The organism is Marinobacter shunpengi, from assembly GCF_045449715.1.
Lineage (GTDB): Bacteria > Pseudomonadota > Gammaproteobacteria > Pseudomonadales > Oleiphilaceae > Marinobacter.
The window spans coordinates 49,014-65,820 of the sequence record NZ_JBJJLA010000021.1 but is presented as its reverse complement, the minus strand read 5'-3'; the positions used below and the strand labels follow the sequence as shown (position 1 = coordinate 65,820).

Genomic DNA, 16,807 nt, shown 5'->3' with positions numbered 1-16,807 from the left:
TCTGTTGTAAGGGGCCGGTCAGAGAAATGAGTCGGCCCCGCTTTCCTCGCGTTTCCCGTTTCGCTAACCGTTGTCCGGAATCTCCGGCTCAATGAGTCTGGCAAGCTGCTCAAGCGACTCCTGCCAGCCCAGGTAGCACATCTCCACCGGAATGGTCGCAGGAATCCCTTCCTGGACAATACGAATATCCGTGCCACAGGACACCGCTTCGAGATCAATCGTAACCGTCATCTCTCCGGGCAGATTAGCGTCATCAAAGCGGTCCTTGTGGCGAATACGCTGGTTCGGCACCAGCTCAACGTACTCCACGGTGAAGGAATGCTGGCTGCCGGTACCGAAGTTCGTGAATGACATCCGGTAACCACCACCCGTGCGGGCATCCACCGTGTCATGGATCTTTCCGGTGAACCCGTACGGAGGAAGCCAGCGTTCCAGGGCGCTTTGATCCGTAAACGCCTTGTAAACCCGCTCGGCCGGGGCTCTCAGAACCCGGTGCAAGTGAACCGTGCCTGTGTCTTCATTGGACATGTTGGTCTCCCTGGTATCTCGTTGGTTAGTCAGCAGACAGTTGGGATTTAGCCAGCTTCCGCCGGGAAGTTCCGGAACCTGTCTGCTTCTGCCGGTAGTCGGATGAGGCTTCCCGAAATCGACACCGATGGGATCTTCTTGTCGGCTGAAAGGACGGGGCTACCTCAATGGCCCGGGTTCAGGGCAACATTGATGCCTCCCTGGAGGCCAGGAGTCTACTTGGAAGGCAGAGCGGTTGTGCCGGACCTATGCAGGCTTGAGACTCACTTTCTGCTGCCATAACAACGCCCTTGGCCCCGTACCGGAATTAATGATCGTGGTGGTACCTACGACTTTCTGTACTGAACAGTGTTATGGGGTAACTCGACGTCGCCAGTAGCCGGGTTTTCTTGAGTGGTGGGCAAAAGCAACGACCATGATGACCCGGTCTTTTTCGATGGTTATGAGCGAGAAAGGGAATCTATGAAGTATAAGCTAAGCTGCCTGGCTCCGGCTTCTGCAGCTTTATAGGATACTGGGACTAGAGGGGGATTTGGTTCTTCGAGCAGTCTGATCGCTTGTTCAAAAGCATCAGTCAGGCGCCTTCCGAGCCCGACCTCTTCCTGCTCATACCAGAAAACCGCTTCTTCGAATTCGGTGGCAGCTTCCCTGCTGACTCTTACTCGCAAAGGTATCAGCCTCCGATTCGAGATCTGGCTCGAGACAGCACTTCCCTGGGATCAAGCAACTCTGCTTCCCCTGACTCAATTTTTTGGATTCTACGACAGATCTCACGGTCCCAGGCCTCTGCAACACTGTCGTCTGCAGGACCATCCAGACTGGCCACCAGATCTCTGGCCAGGGCCGCGCGCTCTTTCTCAGAGAGGGTCAGGGCAGCATTTCTTACGGTTTCGAGCTCTACCGCAGTCATTTCACACTCCGTGGAGACAGGTCTCTCTGAATCATGCAGGATGTTTTATCCCATAACAAGTGACTGTGGTCTCAGCCGTTCACTCCCTCTGAACCAGCGCCCGATGTTCAAGGCAAAAAGAAAAACCACCCGGCCACCGCCGGCTCGCCTACAACCAACGCATCGGATAGCGATGCCCGGAAACCAGTCGGTGGTAAACCACCCCGAACGCCACGATCAGCACGGCCCCGGCTGCCGCCGGCATCAGCAGGAAATCCCAGTGCTCTCCCGCCAGCATCACCACTAGAGGGTTGGCACCCGCTGGCGGGTGGGTGGTGTTGGTCAGCAGCATCAGGCCGACCGCCAGTCCCACGGCCAGTCCCATCGACCAGGGTGTAACACCCAGCAAGGCAGCCACGGACAAGCCAATGGCCGTGGTTAACAGGTGACCCACGATAATGTTCCTGGGCTGCGCCAACGGGCTCTCGGGCAACCCGAACAGGATCACCATGGTTGCGCCGAAGGGCGCCATTAACCAGACGGACGATTGAAGGGCGGTGCCCAGGCTACTCAGGGCGGTGATGCACAGCATTGCCCCCAGGCCGGCTATCAACGGGATGAGGTAACGTGAAGAGGTCAGGCGTTGCTGCATTTGAAAACTCCATAGTAGACAGATTGGTCTCCTTAAAGTAGACAAGGTTGTCTACTGATGTCAACATGCATACAACTTGGTGCGATGCGGGGATAGTCATGGATAAACGGGAACGGCTGGTGAGTACGGCCTTTACACTGTTCTACACACGGGGCATCCACGCCGTGGGCATTAACCTGGTGCTGGCGGAATCCGGCATCGCCAAGAAAACCCTTTACCACCACTTCCCCGGGAAGGAGAACCTGGTGGAGGCGGCCGTCCGCTACCGCGACGGCAGTTACCGGGCCTGGCTTGAGTCGAGGCTGGACCGGGTTGCTGTCGGTAAACCCGCTTTGCTGGAACTGTTCAGCGCCCTGGACGACTGGTTCCACAGCCGGGTGCCGGAGATCGAACCCTTCCATGGCTGCTTCTTCATCAATGCCAGTGCGGAATTCGGCGATCGGGACAACCCGATCCACCGGGCCTGTGCGGAGCATAAGGCCGGCATCACGGCATTGATTCGAAAGCATGTGGAGGCGTTGACCCTCCCGGAAGGAAGAGCAGAAGAGATCACGCGCCTGGTTGTCCTGCTGAAGGAAGGGGCTATCTCAATGGCCCATGTTCAGGGCAACCTTGATGCGGCCCTGGAGGCCAGGGGGCTGCTGGAGGGCATTCTGTGAGAAGACGACTGATAGCAACCGCGTTGCTTATGTCGCCGCTGTGCTTTGGCGGCAGCGTGGAAAGTGAGCTGGTCAGCGCAGCGATTGATCGAACGGACGAGAGGGTGATCTAATGTTTGAAGGAGCAGCTACCGACTCGGCCCCCAAGACCGACTCGGCCCCCAAGAAAGAGGACGTCTCATGACTACGGAAAGTCAAAACCCCATTATCATCTATGAAAACGCCGACCAGGCCGTCGAGGTGAGGCTGGACATGGATCAGGAGACGGTCTGGCTGACACAGCGCCAACTGGCTGACGTATTTGATACGTCCACGGACAACATCGGCCTGCACCTCAAGAATATCTATGCTGACGACGAGCTGAATGAGAGTGCAACTACCGAGGAATCCTCGGTAGTTCGGCAGGAAGGCCAACGGCGGGTGCGGCGGGAGATGATTACCCAGTGTCTCCGCATTTCCCTTTTCGCTAGTCGTTGTCCGGAATCTCTGGTTCAACCAGCCTGGCCAACTGCTCGAGTGATTCCTGCCAGCCCAGGTAGCACATTTCCACGGGTATCAGGGCCGGAATCCCTTCCTGGACGATACGAATATCCGTGCCACAGGACACCGCTTCGAGATCAATCGTAACCATCATTTCACCGGCCAGATTGGCGTCGTCGAAACGGTCCTTGTGGCGAATACGTTGATTCGGCACGAGCTCAACATACTCCACGGTGAAGGAATGCTGGCTTCCGGTACCGAAGTTTGTGAACGACATCCGGTAACCGCCACCCGTGCGGGCGTCCACCGTGCCGTGGATCTTTCCGGTAAACCCGTACGGCGGCAGCCAGCGCTCCAGGGCGCTTTGATCCGTAAACGCCTTATAAACCCGCTCGGTCGGGGCTCTCAGTACCCGGTGCAAGTGCACGGTACCTGTTTCGTCATTGGACATACTAGTCTCCCTGGTATCTCGTTGGTTAGTCAGCAGACCGTTGAAAACCGACCGGCGTCCGCCAGGACATTTCGGAACTAGTCTGCTCCTGCCGGGTAGTCGGATGAGGCTTCCCGAAATCGACACAGGTGGGCTCTTCTGTTCTGTTGAAGGAAAGGGCAATCTCAATGGCCCATGTTCAGGGCAACCTTGATGCGGCCCCTGGAGGCCAGGGGACTGCTGGAGGGCATTTTGTGAAAAGACTACTGATAGCAACCGCGTTGCTTATATCGCCGCTGTGTTTCGGCGACAGCGTGGAAAGTGAGCTGGTCAGCGCAGCGATTGATCGAACGAACGAGAGGGTGATTTATGACGGCGCCTACTTCTCCATTCCTTACCCTAATGGCGATGTGCCGTCACATATTGGTGTCTGTACTGACGTTGTAATCCGGTCTTACCGTGCTATCGGCACGGATCTCCAGCGGCTGGTTCATGAGGATATGGAGAGCAACTTTGACGCTTATCCTTCAAACCGGATCTGGGGGATGACCGGAACCGACAGAAACATTGACCATCGTCGTGTGCCAAACCTGAGGGTGTTCTTCTCCAGAAAGGGGCAGTCCCTGGCGGTATCCGACAGCCCGGCTGACTATCGGCCCGGCGACATGGTCACCTGGAGTCTGCCCGGAAACCAGCCCCACATTGGCATCGTTACGGACCAGTATTCAGACACCACGGGAAATCCCCTGATTGTTCACAACATAGGTCTGGGGCCACGTCTCGACGATATGTTGTTTGCCTACGACATAACGGGGCATTACAGATATGTTCCGGAGTCTGGTACTGAGAGCGATTGATCTTTCAGAGGGGCGAAGGCCAAAGGGACGCGAAACGTACAGAAAATAATTCCTGTCCCGGTTTCCTTCTTGAAGCTTTTCGGCGTGATAGTCACGCTGGCCATTCCAGTCCCTGGGCCGGCCAGCGATCTCCCCCTGCCGTAGCTGATCAATGCCCATGGCGAATCCTATGTGAATCTCCAACTGTGTTCGAACACCTATCCTGAATACCGGAATTGCCCCAGGTAGCCAAGCAATTCCTGGATGCCTCCCAGAAACCTCCACCACTGGTGACGCCCAACCGGGCACCACGGATAGCTTCCGGTTCCAAGCGGCGTCTCTACGCCTTATCCGGCGCGTAAAATCGTTCTGCCTCGGTTACTTCGGTAAGCGATAAATTAGCCGGAACTGGAAAGATGGTCGTCGCGACCATGATCCGGGGAGAATGTTCGGGACGTTCCGAAAACCTATTTATATCAATTAATTGTATATTGTTGGAAAGTTCGTGATAGGTGTCATAGTGATCACTTTTCAGGGAGCTTTTTTTTACAGGAATCACGGGAAGCCATTGACTGGAGGGACTTTTCTGCCTAGTTTATGAAGAAAATATTCAGAAAATATGAGTCGCCGAATAAATGGTCTTGGTGACTCATATATAAATGTTAGGTATTGCTATGACTGGTCCCTCAAGAAGACAATTTTTGGATTTTAAAATGTGGAAACGTAGAACCTTTCATGAATGTGCCACCGAACTCGAACAGATAAGTTCGAAATTCCGGAGAGCCCATTTGGGCTTGGGTTATGATTCAGAATCTGCAAAGCAAGCGGCGCTAAACAGCTCGTCAGTCGAGGGTGTGGAAATACTACGGATATTGGCCTTAGCGATTCGGTCGGAGCAAGATCAGGGTAATATTCCAAGTAACACTACATCAGTTGGAGCCCTAAATCGTAATTTTGAAGAAGACAAGTGTGCTGAATTTTGCGAGAGTTACGCGCCGCCTCCAAGTGCAATCGACGGATTTCAACCGCTTCCTCTGAGAGAAGCTTTGAATAAGATAGCCCATGCTGATGGTCCGAAAAGCGGCTACTTTGCAGATTCTGAAAACCATGATCTTATTTTGTTCGGAAAGCTGAGTAACAAATGGTGGGCCGCTGTAATTTCTATACCAGGCTTATGTCGCGTCGTGAAAGAACTCCCAGACGCTCCAGTTCCAACAGCATAAGTCGTGCATTCGTACCTAACAATCACAGTCACGGCGACGTCTGCTACATTGCGGCTTCGCCTTCATTCCGCAACCGCGCGTGCTGTTGGCGTTATACGAATTTATGAATGATCAGCGAGCTCTAGACATAGTCGATCGGATATCTGAAGTTGTGACACAGCTTCACTATGTCTGGTCCTTATACCGAGAAGTTTATGCTGGAACTCCGGAGCAGACGGCGCTCTTGAACCGAAATGGCTCAACTTTTTTCTTCTATACACAGCAGTTGATGCTCGACCATATTGCTCTAGTTTTTTCCAAACTCACGGACCCAGACAGGCAAGGTAGGTTTGAAAATTTGAGCCTTAAACAGATCCACAGCTATGTGAATGGGGCGGAAAATAACGAGCTAATTCAGGAATTGAAAGCAAAGTTTGAAGAAATCTCTCAAGCCTGTGAGACATTTCGGACTAGAAGGCACAAAAAGATTGCACATGCTGACCTCGCGCATGAGCTCAGGATCAGCCCAGAACCATTGCCTGGTTTTTCAGGGGATGATGTTGAAAACGCCCTCTCGTTGCTGCGTCAATATATGAATCTTGTAGAAAAGCATTTTTTCGATCGGACGGTCCTTTATCAGGCAACCAGTGGCTCTCTACTAACCGGAGGACGAGCAGTTATTGCGGCCCTGGAGCGTTCAGAATCCAACGACGTATAAACCAGTAGTTGCAGTACGTTCCGGCCCTGTCGGGCCTCCACCGGACAGCTTTGTCGCCGCTTCGCTCTGCCAAGGCTGCCGCTGAACAACGGCGTATAAATCAAGGAGGTAAATTGCGAGAGTTCCGATTTAGCTTAATGGTCTTCACAGCTCTGCTTGTTGTCGTTGGGGGCGTGTACTTCTTGATCATGCTGAATGGTGGTCAGGTTAGCCTTAGCACCAGTAATCAGGATTGGGCCAGTTTTGGAGCATACTTCGGAGGCGTTCTCGCGCCTGCGGCATCCTTGCTCGCAGGCTATCTTGTATACAAAAGCTTCAAGTCCAACACATATCAACAAAAGCTAATGGTGATTCGAGAAGCTTTGGGCAGGCTGGACCAACAGCTAGAAAACAATTTAAAAACGCCGTTCAACAGCGATTGCTTCGGTGAGGAATACCGTGGATTGCCATTAAGAAGCATAGTTTATGCGGTTTCGAACGGAGAGCTGGAATCAAATGAAAGATTCAACAGCGCGGTGCTCTCGTTACTACATAATATATCCATACTCGCTCATTCTATACTTACCTATCTAAAGTTGCTCGAACGGTTTCCCACGGAAGAAACAGATACGAATTGGCTTAGAAACCTGGAGCACCATTACTGGATCGAGAGGTATTCGCCGATCTGTAGAAGAATGAAAAACATAGTTGGAAAAAATTTGATGCAACAGAAAATCAAAGAACACCAGTTGGAGAGCTTTCGTGTCATTTTTAACGGCGGCTATGACTTATAACTAGTCACGAAAGGCGGATGCGTGAGACGCGCCGCTTCGTTTTAGCATTTATTGGTCCTCAGGAAAAGGTTGACGATTCATGCGATTGTATAAGTTTAGAGGGCCCTCTCAGATTGAGTTCACCCTCGACATCATGTTTAACGACCGCCTTTACTGTGCAGATTGGACAACGCTCAATGACCCAATGGAAGGTCAATTCGTTTACTCCCATAGGTCTACCGACGAAGTAGATCGTTCGGCGCGTTTAGATGATATTCGAATGGAGAAAAAGAAGATCCGTATCTGTTCGCTTTCGAGCACCTATGACAGCCATTTGCTTTGGGCCCACTATGCAGACGGTTTTTCCGGTGTAGCTATTGAGGTCGATATTCCCGACAACCATCCAAGCTTGATGAAGATGGAGTATGGGGGCGTATTCGCCAATGTGAATTTTCAGGATGGTGATGTACCCCGTGAAACTGCGCGGCGCATATTTTCTTCAAAATATATCGATTGGTCATATGAAAAAGAATTTCGGATCTTGCACGGAGAGCATTTTTTTGAACTACCTAATACCGTAAGACGGATCATAGTTGGTCATCGAATGAGTCCATCTCTCTTTGAGGCACTCAGGATAATTTGTGAGCGGAAAGATATTGAGATTAACCGAACGGGAATTGGTGATGAGGGAATAGATGTGGACTCGGTACCGGCTCTTGGAGAACCGTGGTAAAGACCAATAACAATTCGCGGAAGGCGGGCGCCCCTAACGGCCCGCCGCTCCGCTTTAGAAATTGGGAGAGTTCAGTATGGACCTACAAGATGCTGCCAGAGCTCGGTTGAAAGAGGTGTATCAGAATCTCTCGATTATGAGTGCCAGGCCGGCTCTCTGGTTTTTGAATGCTTTCCCTACCAACGTTCGCACTGCATCTCGAAAAAATGGTGATAAGTATTGGTTTGATGTTACACCAGAACTCTATGAGAAAAGACAGGTGGAGTTCTTTATCTACGTTTGTGGTGACCCGAATACGATGTATGTGTTTCCGCGTTTAAATCTGGAGCACTTCGTTCGTCATGCAAGCCTTGGTGGACAGAAACAAGTGCCAAATTTCACCATCTACACGGATAGGGACGAGCTAGAACCTGCAGGCCATGCGAATTCTTCGTTTAATATTTCAGGATTCAGGGATGCATTCTTTTTAATCCCAGGAAACTTGGAGTAGTCCAATAAACTTTCTAGCCAGTGACTGTGGCACGCAATCGAAATTGCGCCAAAGCTGTAGCCACCAGACGGGCAAGACACTCGCTAACCCGCCCGGCACCCCCAAACTCACCGCTCACTCAACCAAGCCCCCAATAACTCCCTCTCCTCCTCAGTCATCCCGGTACTATTCCCCAACGGCATGTAATGCGTATCCACCGCCGCCTGCCTTACCTTGCCATTATGGTCGGCCAGCAGTGACAGGTCATCTAGCCGTATCCCTGCCGGTGCGGACTGGAAGCCGGGTTGGGTGGGTGTTTCGGCGTGGCAGGCTACGCAGTGGGTTTCCACGATCTGCGTTACGGTCTCGTCGCTGACGGCGGCGCTGTCCGTGCTGGCGGAGGTGGTGGGTGTGGGCGCGATTATCCAGATCAGCGTCACCGTCATGATCGCCGAGGCCAGCAGGATCGATGGCCGGTGGATGTCCCGGTGCTTCAGGTTGAAGTAGTGGCGGGTGAAGGCGGTGATAAAGCCGATGGCCGCCAGGATGGCCCAGCCGTATTCGTGGCTGTACAGCATCGGGTAGTGGTTGCTGATCATGATGAAGATGATCGGCAGGGTCAGGTAGTTGTTGTGGGTGGAGCGCAGCTTGGCCTGCTCGGCGAGCTTTGCTACCCGGGCGTCCGGTTCCCTGCCCTCGTTGAGGGCGTTCACCAGCGCCCACTGGGACGGCACGATGCCCAGGAACACGTTGCCCACCATGATGGTGCCGATCACCGCCCCCACGTGGATAAAGGCGCCGCGGCCGGAGAACACCTGGAACAGGCCCCAGTTCACGACCAGCAGGATGGCGAACAGCACCAGGCCGAAGGCCTTGCCGTTGTCGGCCAGGGGGCTGCGGATCAGGGCTTCGTAGAGCGCCGTTACCCCGGCCAGGGTGCCCAGGCCGATGGCGATGCCGGCGCCCATGCTGATGTCGGCTTTTGCCGGGTCGATCAGGTAGCCCGGTGAGCCCATGTAGTACACCACGAACAGCAGCGCCAGGCCGCTGAGCAGGGTGGAGTAGGCCTCCCACTTGAACCAGTGCAGTTCCTTCGGCATCTTTTTCGGGCCCAGTTTGTACTTGGCCACCTCGTACACGCCACCGCCGTGGATGGCCCACAGATCCCCCTTGATGCCTTCCTGTTTCTTCCACTCCGGTGGTTCCCGCAGGTGGTTGTCCAGCCAGATGAAGTAGAACGAGGCGCCGATCCAGGCGACCCCGGCAATCACATGAAACCAGCGGACCATCAGGGCTAGCCACTCGCTGAGGTAAGCTTCCATCAATCAGACTCCTTGGGCGGGGGATGTGGGTTTTGGGGTGTCGCTCGCGGTGGAGAGCGGGGCATCACCCGGTCGCCGGTAACGGACCTCGCCGGCCACGGCGGTGGCGGCGATGGCCCGGTCGTCCCCCAGGATCATCAGGCTGAACAGGGTTTCGGCCAGGGTGTGGGTATAGGCCTGCTTCATGTCCAGGGCGGGTGTGGCGCCCTGGTCAAGCACCACGAAATCGGCGTGGCGACCGGGCTGGAAGCTGCCGGTCTGCTCCGCCTGGTGCAGCACCCGGGCATTACCCAGGGTGGCCAGGTAGAAGGCCTGCCAGGGCGTCAGGGTCTGGCCCCGCAGGCGGCAGACCTTGTAGGCCTCGGCCATGGTGGCCAGCATCGACAGGCTGGTGCCGCCGCCCACATCCGACGCCAGGCCCACGGTCACGTCGGCCTCCCGCGCACTGCGGAAGTCGAACAGGCCGCTGCCCAGGAAGGTGTTGGAGGTGGGGCAGAAGGCAATGCGGGTGCCGGTCTCTGCCAGGCGCTGGCGGTCGTGGTCATCAATATGGATGCCGTGGGCCAGCACGGTGTGGTCCCCTAGCAGGCCATAGTGGTCGTAAACGTCCAGGTAGCTATGGCGGTCCGGGAAGAGTTCGCTGATCCACTGGATCTCGCCGGTGTTCTCGGCCCAGTGGGTCTGCACCATCACGTCCGGATGTTCGGTGGCCAGCTTGCCCGCCAGGGTCAGTTGCTCGGGGGTGGAGGTCGCCGCGAAGCGCGGGGTGATCGCGTAGCGCTGGCGGCCACGGCCGTGCCACTTCTGTAACAGGGCCAGGCTGTCGTCGTAGCTGCCCTGGGCGGTGTCGGTGAGGTTGTCCGGGGCGTGGCGGTCCATCATCACCTTGCCGGCGGTCAGGCCCATGCCCCGGCTTTCGGCGGCCTCGAACAGGGCGTCCACCGAGGCGGGGTGGGAAGTACAGAACACCAGCCCGGAGGTGGTGCCGTGGGCCAGCAGCAGGTCGGTGAACCGTTGTGCCTCGGCCCGGGCCCAGTCGCCATCGCTGAAGCGGGCCTCGTGGGGGAAGGTGTAGGTCTCCAGCCAGTCCAGCAGTTGTGTGCCGTAGCTGGCCATGACGCCCAGTTGCGGCATGTGCACGTGGGTGTCGATAAAGCCGGGTACCAGAAGGCGCTGGTCCCAGTGGGTGACCGGGGTGCCGGCCGGCAGTCGGGGCAACACATCGGTCGCATGGCCGGTAGTGACCACCTTGCCGTTGTGGACCACCAGCAGACCGTCTTCGACGTATTCCAGGCTGCCATCGACGGGATCGGGGGCGTTGCCCGGGTCGTCCAGGAAGTGGAGCAGGGCACCCCGATGAGCCTCACAGCCTTCGGGCAGGCGGGTGTTGGTGTCGGTCATCAGCTCCCCCGGTAGGTTGAGTAGCCCCACTGGTTGAGCAGCAGCGGAACGTGGTAGTGGGCGTTGGTGTCGGACACCTGGAAATCCAGGCTTACCTGCGGGAAGAAGGTGTCCAGCCCGCGCTGCTGGTACCAGGCGCCGGTCTCGAAGGTGAGCCGGTAATGGCCTTTCTCGATGGCGGTGTCGAACCAGTCCATGATGCGACCGTCGTCGTCGGTGATGCCTTCTGCGATCAGGGTCTCCCTGCCGCGCAGCACGTTGTAGAGGGATACCGCCACGCCGGCGGCGGGGCGACCACCGCCCAGGTCCAGGATGTGGGTGGTGATGGGGCTCTTTGTGGTCATGCCAGTTTCTCCAGTCGTATCTCGGTGATCTTGGCCTGTTCCCGGGCGGCGTTTGCGATTTCCTGCTCGCGGGTATTGGGCAGGCGGGCTTCCAGCAGCTCGAGCATCTCCTCGGCGGACTTGCCGGTGGCGCAGACGATGAAGATAAAGCCAAACTTCTGCTGGTAGGCGTCGTTGTCCGCCTTCAGGCGTCGCAGCACCGCCTCCGGGGCCTGGCGGGCGCCGGCCTGTTCGCCGCTGGCCAGGGCCTTGGTGCTGGCGTATTTGCGGCGCAGGCTGTCCACATCCCCGATTTTCGGGTGGGCCTCGAAGGCCTGCAGCCAGTCACTTTCGGTGAGTGTGGGCCACAGGCGCTGGCTCTGTTCCATCATGGCTTCACGGCTGGCGTAGGGGCGGTTGTCCACCATGCCCTGTACCCAGGGCCTTGCCGCGCAGCAGTCCCGGAAGCGGGCTTCGGCCTGGTCACGGGGCAGGGTGTTCAGTTCTTCAAGACTCATTTGGACTTCTCTTTTTGGATGGCTCAGATTGCTGATCGGGGTCGGTGTTCTGGATCAGGCCTTTCAGTTCCTTCCAGGGCAGGCCACGGCGGGTGGCGGGCTGGTCCGCGCTGGCGGTCAGGCTCAGCAGTTCGGCGCTGATGGACACGGCGACCTCCATGGGGCGCTTGCCGGGAATGTCGGAGCGGCCTACCGGACAGCGGATGGTGGCGATCTGCTCGCCGCTGAAGCCCCGGTGCTCCAGCCGCTGGCGGAAGCGTTCCGCCTTGGTGTCGGAGCCGATCAGGCCGATGCCCGCGCAGTCTGCCGTCGTCAGCAGGGTGCGGCACAGGTCGAAATCCAGTTGGTGGTTGTGGGTGAGGATCAGCACCTGTTTGCCGGTGCACAGGGCGGGGGCGTCGCCGACGGGATCGTCGGTGTGGTGGATGCGCACATTGGCGGGCACCCCGGCGGGGAACTGGTCAGCCCGCTCGTCCACCCAGGTGACGCGCCAGGGCAGGTCCCCGAGGATGGTGACCAGGGCCCGGGCCACATGGCCGGCCCCGAAGATCACCAGTTCCTGTTCGCAGCCCGGGTGCGCTTCGATCAGTACCGAGACACTGCCGCCGCAGCACTGGCCCAGGCTGGCGCCCAAAGGGAAGTGGGCCAGCTCGCTGGTGTAGTCCTGTTTTGCCAGCCGCTCCCGGGCCTGCTGGCAGATGCGGTATTCCAGGTGGCCGCCGCCGATGGTGTCGTAGCTGTGTTCGCCGGTGACCACCATCTTGCTGGCGGGCTCCCGGGGTACCGAGCCGGTGACGCCCAGCACGGTCACCAGCACGTAGGGTTCGCCCCGGTCCTCGCAGTGGGCCACGGCCTGGTACCAGTTCAGTCGCTTTTCCATCACGCGGTCTCCTTCTGTTGGGCCAGCCACTGCTGGCTGGCGGTGACGGCGCCCAGCACCCGTTCCGGTGTGGCCGGAGTGTCCAGGGGCGGGCTGAAGCGGTAATCGGTGAGACTGGCCACGGCATCCCGCAGGGCGCTCCATACGGCGATGCCCAGCATCAGCGGTGGTTCGCCCACGGCCTTGGAGTGGAATACGGTGGCTTCCCGGTTCGGGCTCTGGGGCAGCAGCGCCACCCGCAGGTCCGGCGGGCAGTCGGACACGGCCGGGATCTTGTAGGTGGCGGGGCCGGTGGTCAGCAGCCGGCCCTCGTCGCTGTAAACCAACTCCTCGGTGGTCAGCCAGCCCATGCCCTGCACGAAGCCGCCCTCGATCTGGCCGATGTCGATCTCCGGGTTCAGGGAGCGGCCGACGTCGTGGAGGATATCGGTGCGCAGCACGCGGTACTCGCCGGTGAGGGTGTCCACCACCACTTCGGAGCAGGCGGCGCCATTGGCGTAGTAGAGGAACGGCCGGCCGGTGCCGGTTTCCGGGTCATAGTGGATCTTGGGGGTGGCGTAGAAGCCGGATGACCACAGGGGGATGCGGTTCATGTAGGCGGTCTGGATAAAGGTCTCCCAGGGTACCGCGAGGCCGCCGATCATCACCTGGTTGTCGGAGAAGGTGATTTCCTCCGCTGGTGTCGCCCAGTGTTTCGAGGCGAAGTCCACCAGCCCCTCCAGGATCTTCTCGCAGGCATCCAGTGCCGCCATGCCGTTCAGGTCGGAGCCGGATGAAGCGGCGGTGGGCGAGGTGTTGGACACCTTGTCGGTGCGGGTGGCGGAGACTTTCACCCGTTCCAGGTCCACCTGGAAGGCGGAGGCCACCACCTGTGCAATCTTGATATACAGGCCCTGGCCCATTTCGGTGCCACCGTGGTTCACCACGATGCTGCCGTCGGTGTAGATGTGCACCAGCGCGCCGGCCTGGTTCAGGTGCTTGGCGGTGAAGGAGATGCCGAATTTCACCGGCGTCAGGGCCAGGCCCCGTTTCAGGACCGGGTTGGTGCGGTTGTAGGCGGTGATCTCCGCCCGGCGCTGGCGGTACTCGGAACTCGTCTCCAAGGTCTCCATCAGTTCCGCCAGTACATGCTGCTCCACGGTCTGGCCGTAGTGGGTAGTGTCCCGTCCGGGCCGGTACAGGTTGAGCTTGCGGATATCCAGCGGGTCCCGGCCCAGGTGGCGGGCGATGTCGTCCATGGCCTGCTCGATGATCATCATCCCCTGGGGCCCGCCAAAGCCCCGGAAGGCGGTGTTGGACACCGTATGGGTCTTGCAGCGGTGGCCCACCACCCGGGCCTGGTCCAGGTAGTAGGCGTTGTCGGCGTGGAACATGGCGCGGTCGACAATGGCGTCGGACAGGTCCGGGGAATAGCCGCAGCGCCCGGCCACCATGATGTCGGCACCCCGGATCAGGCCGTCGTCATCAAAGCCGATGTCGTAGGTGTTGTAGAAGTCGTGGCGCTTGCCGGTCTGCACCATGTCGTCCGCACGGGACAGCCGGTACCGCACCGGTCGCCGGGTGGTGTGGGCCAGCAGAGCGGCGACACAGGCCAGGGGCGCTGCCTGGGTTTCCTTGCCGCCGAAGCCACCGCCCATGCGGCGAACCTCCGCCTGCACTTCGTGGATGGGCAGGCCCAGCACTTCCGCCACCAGCTTCTGCACCTCCGAGGGGTGCTGGCTGGAGGTGTGCACGAACATGCCACCGTCCTCGGTGGGTTCCACCAGGCAGGCCTGGCCTTCCAGGTAGAAGTGTTCCTGGCCACCCACGTGCTGCTCGCCCTTCAGGCGGTTGGGGGCTTCCGCCAGGGCCTTGTCCGGCTCGCCCCGTTGCTGGGTGTGGCTGGGGCGCACAAAGAGCTGTTTCTCCAGGGCTTGCTCCACGGTGACCACGGCATCCAGCGGTTCGTACTCCACCTTCGCCAGCCGCGCTGCCTTGCGGGCGGCCTCGTGGCTGGTGGCGGCCACGGCGAAGATGGGCTGGCCGATGTGTTCCACGATGTCGTCCGCCAGCACCGGGTCGCCGGGGAATACCGGGCCGATGTCCAGGTGGCCGGGTACTTCCTTCGCGGTGATCACGGCCACCACGCCGGGACAGGCCCGCACGGCCTCCAGGTCCATGGACAGGATGCGGGCGTGGGCCTGCTCGCTGTGGCCCACGGCAGCGTGGAGCAATCGTTCGGGGGTAGGCAGGTCGTCGATATAACGGGCCTGGCCGCTGACGTGCTTCCAGGCACTGTCGTGGTGCGCACTGTGGCCGGCCAGTCCGCGTGCGCTGTGGGCCGGCGTCGGGGTGTTCAGGGGCAGTTTACGCATAGTCGGTCACCATCAGGGATTCGCTGGTGTTGGCGTCTGAGGCCAGCAGTGCCCGGCGCAGCAGGTTGCCGGCGACCTGCTGGCGGTAGGCGGCGGAGGCGCGGACGTCGCTCATGGGAGTGAAATCACCGGCCAGGGCGGTAATCGCGGCGGCCACGCTGGCCTCGTTCCAGGGCTGGCCTTTCAGGGCGGCTTCGGCCTTCAGGGCCCGGGCCGGGGTGGCGGCCATGCCGCCGAAGGCCAGCCGGCAGTCCGCCACCACGCCATTGTCCACGGTCAGGCGGAAGGCGCCCAGCACGGCGGAAATGTCGTCGTCCAGCCGCTTGGAGATCTTGTAGATATAAAGGTGTTCGTTGGCCGCAGGCACGGGTACCCGCACCGAATGTACGAATTCGCCCGCTTTCAGGTCGGTCTGCTTGTAGCCGTGGAAGAAATCCTCCAGGGGCAGGCGGCGCTCGCCGTCCGGGCCGTCCAGCACCAGGGTGGCGCCCAGGGCAATCAGGGGCGGGGGCATGTCGCCGATGGGAGAGGCGTTGGCGATATTGCCCCCCAGAGTGCCCCGGTTGCGGATCTGCAGGGAACCCAGGCGCTCCACCATGGCGTCGAAGGCCGGCCACAGCGCTGATAGCGGCCCACGGAACTGCTGGTAGGTGGCTGCGGCGCCGATGACCAGTTCGTCCCCTTGCTGCTCGCATCCTTTCAGTTCCCCGACCCGTTCCACGCTGATCAGGTGCGGCAGAGTCTTCAGTTGCTGGGTGATCTCCAGGGCCAGGTCGGTGCTGCCGGCCACCAGGCGGGACTCGGGGAAGGTACGGCGCAGGTCCCGCAGCTCGGCCAGGGTGGCGGGGGCATCGTAGCGAAGGCCGTCCGCGGTGCCGGACGAGACGCTGCCTCCCGGGATGCCCGTCAGTCCGGGGTTTGCGCCGGTGCCACACAGGCTGGCGGCGGGGTGGGATGGCTCCGGTGTCCACTCCTGCACCAGGGCCTGGCGACCGGCGTCGATGATCGGGCGGTAGCCGGTGCAGCGGCACAGGTTGCCGGACAGGGCTTCCAGCAAGCGGTGGTCGTTCGGGTCAGTGCCTTCCTTATGGGCGTGCAGGGCAATCAGCGACATCACGATACCCGGTGTGCAGAAGCCGCACTGGGAGCCGTGCTTCTCCATCATGCTGCGCTGTACCGGGTGCCCCGGCTCCTGCTGGAAGGCGTCCACGGTGATCAGCTCCTTGCCGTGCAGGCTGCCCAGCAGGCTGATGCAGCTGTTGATGGCCTCGTACCGGATGCTGCCATCCTGGTCAGGTGTTCCTGTGATGACCGTGCAGGCACCACAGTCACCGGAGGCGCAGCCCTCCTTGGTGCCGGTGAGTCGCATTTTGGTGCGTAACCACTCCAGGATGCTCAAATTTGGGTCGACCTGGTCAACTTTTTCCATTTGACCGTTCAGAAGGAATTCAATCACGACTCTCTCCGCTTATGGGCTATTTGCGGTATTTCGCGGGCTACTGCCTTTCACTATAGACAGGCTTTTCGCAGCTTCTACGCCCGATTCTGCAAAAATCTGACCAATTGGTTCATTTCCGGTTTTTTCAGTTTTTATTAACGATTGGCAAGCATATTGCTCAGCCTGGAAATGTTGATTGGTTGGTCAGTTTATGAAATTGGCC

Annotated in this window: 18 protein-coding genes; 7 read left to right on the top strand and 11 right to left on the bottom strand. The window is 58.9% G+C overall.

What is annotated here, in order from left to right; genetic code table 11:
* Positions 1–63: 63 nt before the first annotated feature.
* From ACJO3T_RS15030 to ACJO3T_RS15020, 3 genes are all read right to left on the bottom strand, one after another.
* Positions 64–528, bottom strand: a complete 465-nt coding sequence (locus tag ACJO3T_RS15030) for an SRPBCC family protein (protein WP_406978985.1) — start codon at positions 526–528, stop codon at positions 64–66.
* 673 nt (positions 529–1,201) lie between these two features.
* On the bottom strand, positions 1,202–1,438 hold the full coding sequence (locus ACJO3T_RS15025; RefSeq protein WP_406965663.1) for an addiction module protein: 237 nt from the start codon (positions 1,436–1,438) through the stop codon (positions 1,202–1,204).
* A gap of 148 nt (positions 1,439–1,586) precedes the next feature.
* Positions 1,587–2,069: an HPP family protein gene (locus tag ACJO3T_RS15020; protein ID WP_406978984.1), complete on the bottom strand. Its 483-nt coding sequence runs from the start codon at positions 2,067–2,069 to the stop codon at positions 1,587–1,589.
* Between the two features lie 98 nt (positions 2,070–2,167).
* On the opposite strand from ACJO3T_RS15020, the gene ACJO3T_RS15015 reads away from it, so the two are divergent.
* The gene (locus ACJO3T_RS15015; protein ID WP_406978983.1) at positions 2,168–2,728 is read left to right on the top strand and encodes a TetR/AcrR family transcriptional regulator; all 561 of its coding nucleotides are present in this window, start codon (positions 2,168–2,170) and stop codon (positions 2,726–2,728) included.
* Between the two features lie 466 nt (positions 2,729–3,194).
* Here ACJO3T_RS15015 and ACJO3T_RS15010 read toward each other — a convergent pair whose 3' ends face one another.
* The gene (locus ACJO3T_RS15010) at positions 3,195–3,659 is read right to left on the bottom strand and encodes an SRPBCC family protein (protein ID WP_406978982.1); all 465 of its coding nucleotides are present in this window, start codon (positions 3,657–3,659) and stop codon (positions 3,195–3,197) included.
* Between the two features lie 233 nt (positions 3,660–3,892).
* Here ACJO3T_RS15010 and ACJO3T_RS15005 point away from each other — a divergent pair, with 233 nt between their 5' ends.
* The 6 genes from ACJO3T_RS15005 (at position 3,893) to ACJO3T_RS14980 (ending at position 8,369) form a co-directional block, all read left to right on the top strand.
* Positions 3,893–4,495, top strand: a complete 603-nt coding sequence (locus ACJO3T_RS15005; RefSeq protein WP_406978981.1) for a DUF1287 domain-containing protein — start codon at positions 3,893–3,895, stop codon at positions 4,493–4,495.
* 653 nt (positions 4,496–5,148) lie between these two features.
* Entirely contained in the window at positions 5,149–5,697 is a 549-nt protein-coding gene (locus ACJO3T_RS15000) for a hypothetical protein (RefSeq protein WP_406978980.1), read from the top strand.
* A 103-nt stretch (positions 5,698–5,800) separates the two neighbouring features.
* Positions 5,801–6,394 (top strand): AbiU2 domain-containing protein, encoded by a 594-nt coding sequence (locus tag ACJO3T_RS14995; RefSeq protein ID WP_406978979.1) that lies wholly within the window; start codon positions 5,801–5,803, stop codon positions 6,392–6,394.
* Between the two features lie 50 nt (positions 6,395–6,444).
* The gene (locus ACJO3T_RS14990; RefSeq protein ID WP_406978978.1) at positions 6,445–7,167 is read left to right on the top strand and encodes a hypothetical protein; all 723 of its coding nucleotides are present in this window, start codon (positions 6,445–6,447) and stop codon (positions 7,165–7,167) included.
* A 259-nt stretch (positions 7,168–7,426) separates the two neighbouring features.
* Positions 7,427–7,879 (top strand): DUF2971 domain-containing protein, encoded by a 453-nt coding sequence (locus ACJO3T_RS14985; protein WP_406978977.1) that lies wholly within the window; start codon positions 7,427–7,429, stop codon positions 7,877–7,879.
* Positions 7,880–7,955: 76 nt separating this feature from the next.
* A complete protein-coding gene (locus ACJO3T_RS14980; protein ID WP_406978976.1) occupies positions 7,956–8,369 on the top strand; it encodes a hypothetical protein in 414 nt (137 codons plus the stop codon).
* Positions 8,370–8,476: 107 nt separating this feature from the next.
* On the opposite strand, the gene ACJO3T_RS14975 is transcribed toward ACJO3T_RS14980, so the two are convergent.
* From ACJO3T_RS14975 to xdhA, 7 genes are read right to left on the bottom strand one after another with little or no spacing between them, the layout of a single operon-like run.
* A complete protein-coding gene (locus ACJO3T_RS14975) occupies positions 8,477–9,670 on the bottom strand; it encodes a urate hydroxylase PuuD (protein ID WP_406978975.1) in 1,194 nt (397 codons plus the stop codon).
* Positions 9,671–9,673: 3 nt separating this feature from the next.
* Positions 9,674–11,050, bottom strand: a complete 1,377-nt coding sequence (guaD, locus tag ACJO3T_RS14970; RefSeq protein ID WP_406979073.1) for a guanine deaminase — start codon at positions 11,048–11,050, stop codon at positions 9,674–9,676.
* 20 nt (positions 11,051–11,070) lie between these two features.
* The gene (uraH, locus tag ACJO3T_RS14965) at positions 11,071–11,415 is read right to left on the bottom strand and encodes a hydroxyisourate hydrolase (RefSeq protein ID WP_406978974.1); all 345 of its coding nucleotides are present in this window, start codon (positions 11,413–11,415) and stop codon (positions 11,071–11,073) included.
* The gene (gene uraD, locus ACJO3T_RS14960; RefSeq protein WP_406965693.1) at positions 11,412–11,912 is read right to left on the bottom strand and encodes a 2-oxo-4-hydroxy-4-carboxy-5-ureidoimidazoline decarboxylase; all 501 of its coding nucleotides are present in this window, start codon (positions 11,910–11,912) and stop codon (positions 11,412–11,414) included. Before uraD ends, uraH begins: the two co-directional genes overlap by 4 nt.
* Complete coding sequence (xdhC, locus tag ACJO3T_RS14955) at positions 11,902–12,792, bottom strand: xanthine dehydrogenase accessory protein XdhC (RefSeq protein ID WP_406978972.1); 891 nt, start codon at positions 12,790–12,792, stop codon at positions 11,902–11,904. Before xdhC ends, uraD begins: the two co-directional genes overlap by 11 nt.
* On the bottom strand, positions 12,792–15,146 hold the full coding sequence (xdhB, locus tag ACJO3T_RS14950) for a xanthine dehydrogenase molybdopterin binding subunit (protein ID WP_406978971.1): 2,355 nt from the start codon (positions 15,144–15,146) through the stop codon (positions 12,792–12,794). Before xdhB ends, xdhC begins: the two co-directional genes overlap by 1 nt.
* Positions 15,139–16,602: a xanthine dehydrogenase small subunit gene (gene xdhA, locus ACJO3T_RS14945; RefSeq protein ID WP_406965696.1), complete on the bottom strand. Its 1,464-nt coding sequence runs from the start codon at positions 16,600–16,602 to the stop codon at positions 15,139–15,141. The genes xdhB and xdhA overlap by 8 nt, the downstream gene beginning before the upstream one ends.
* Positions 16,603–16,807: the final 205 nt, after the last annotated feature.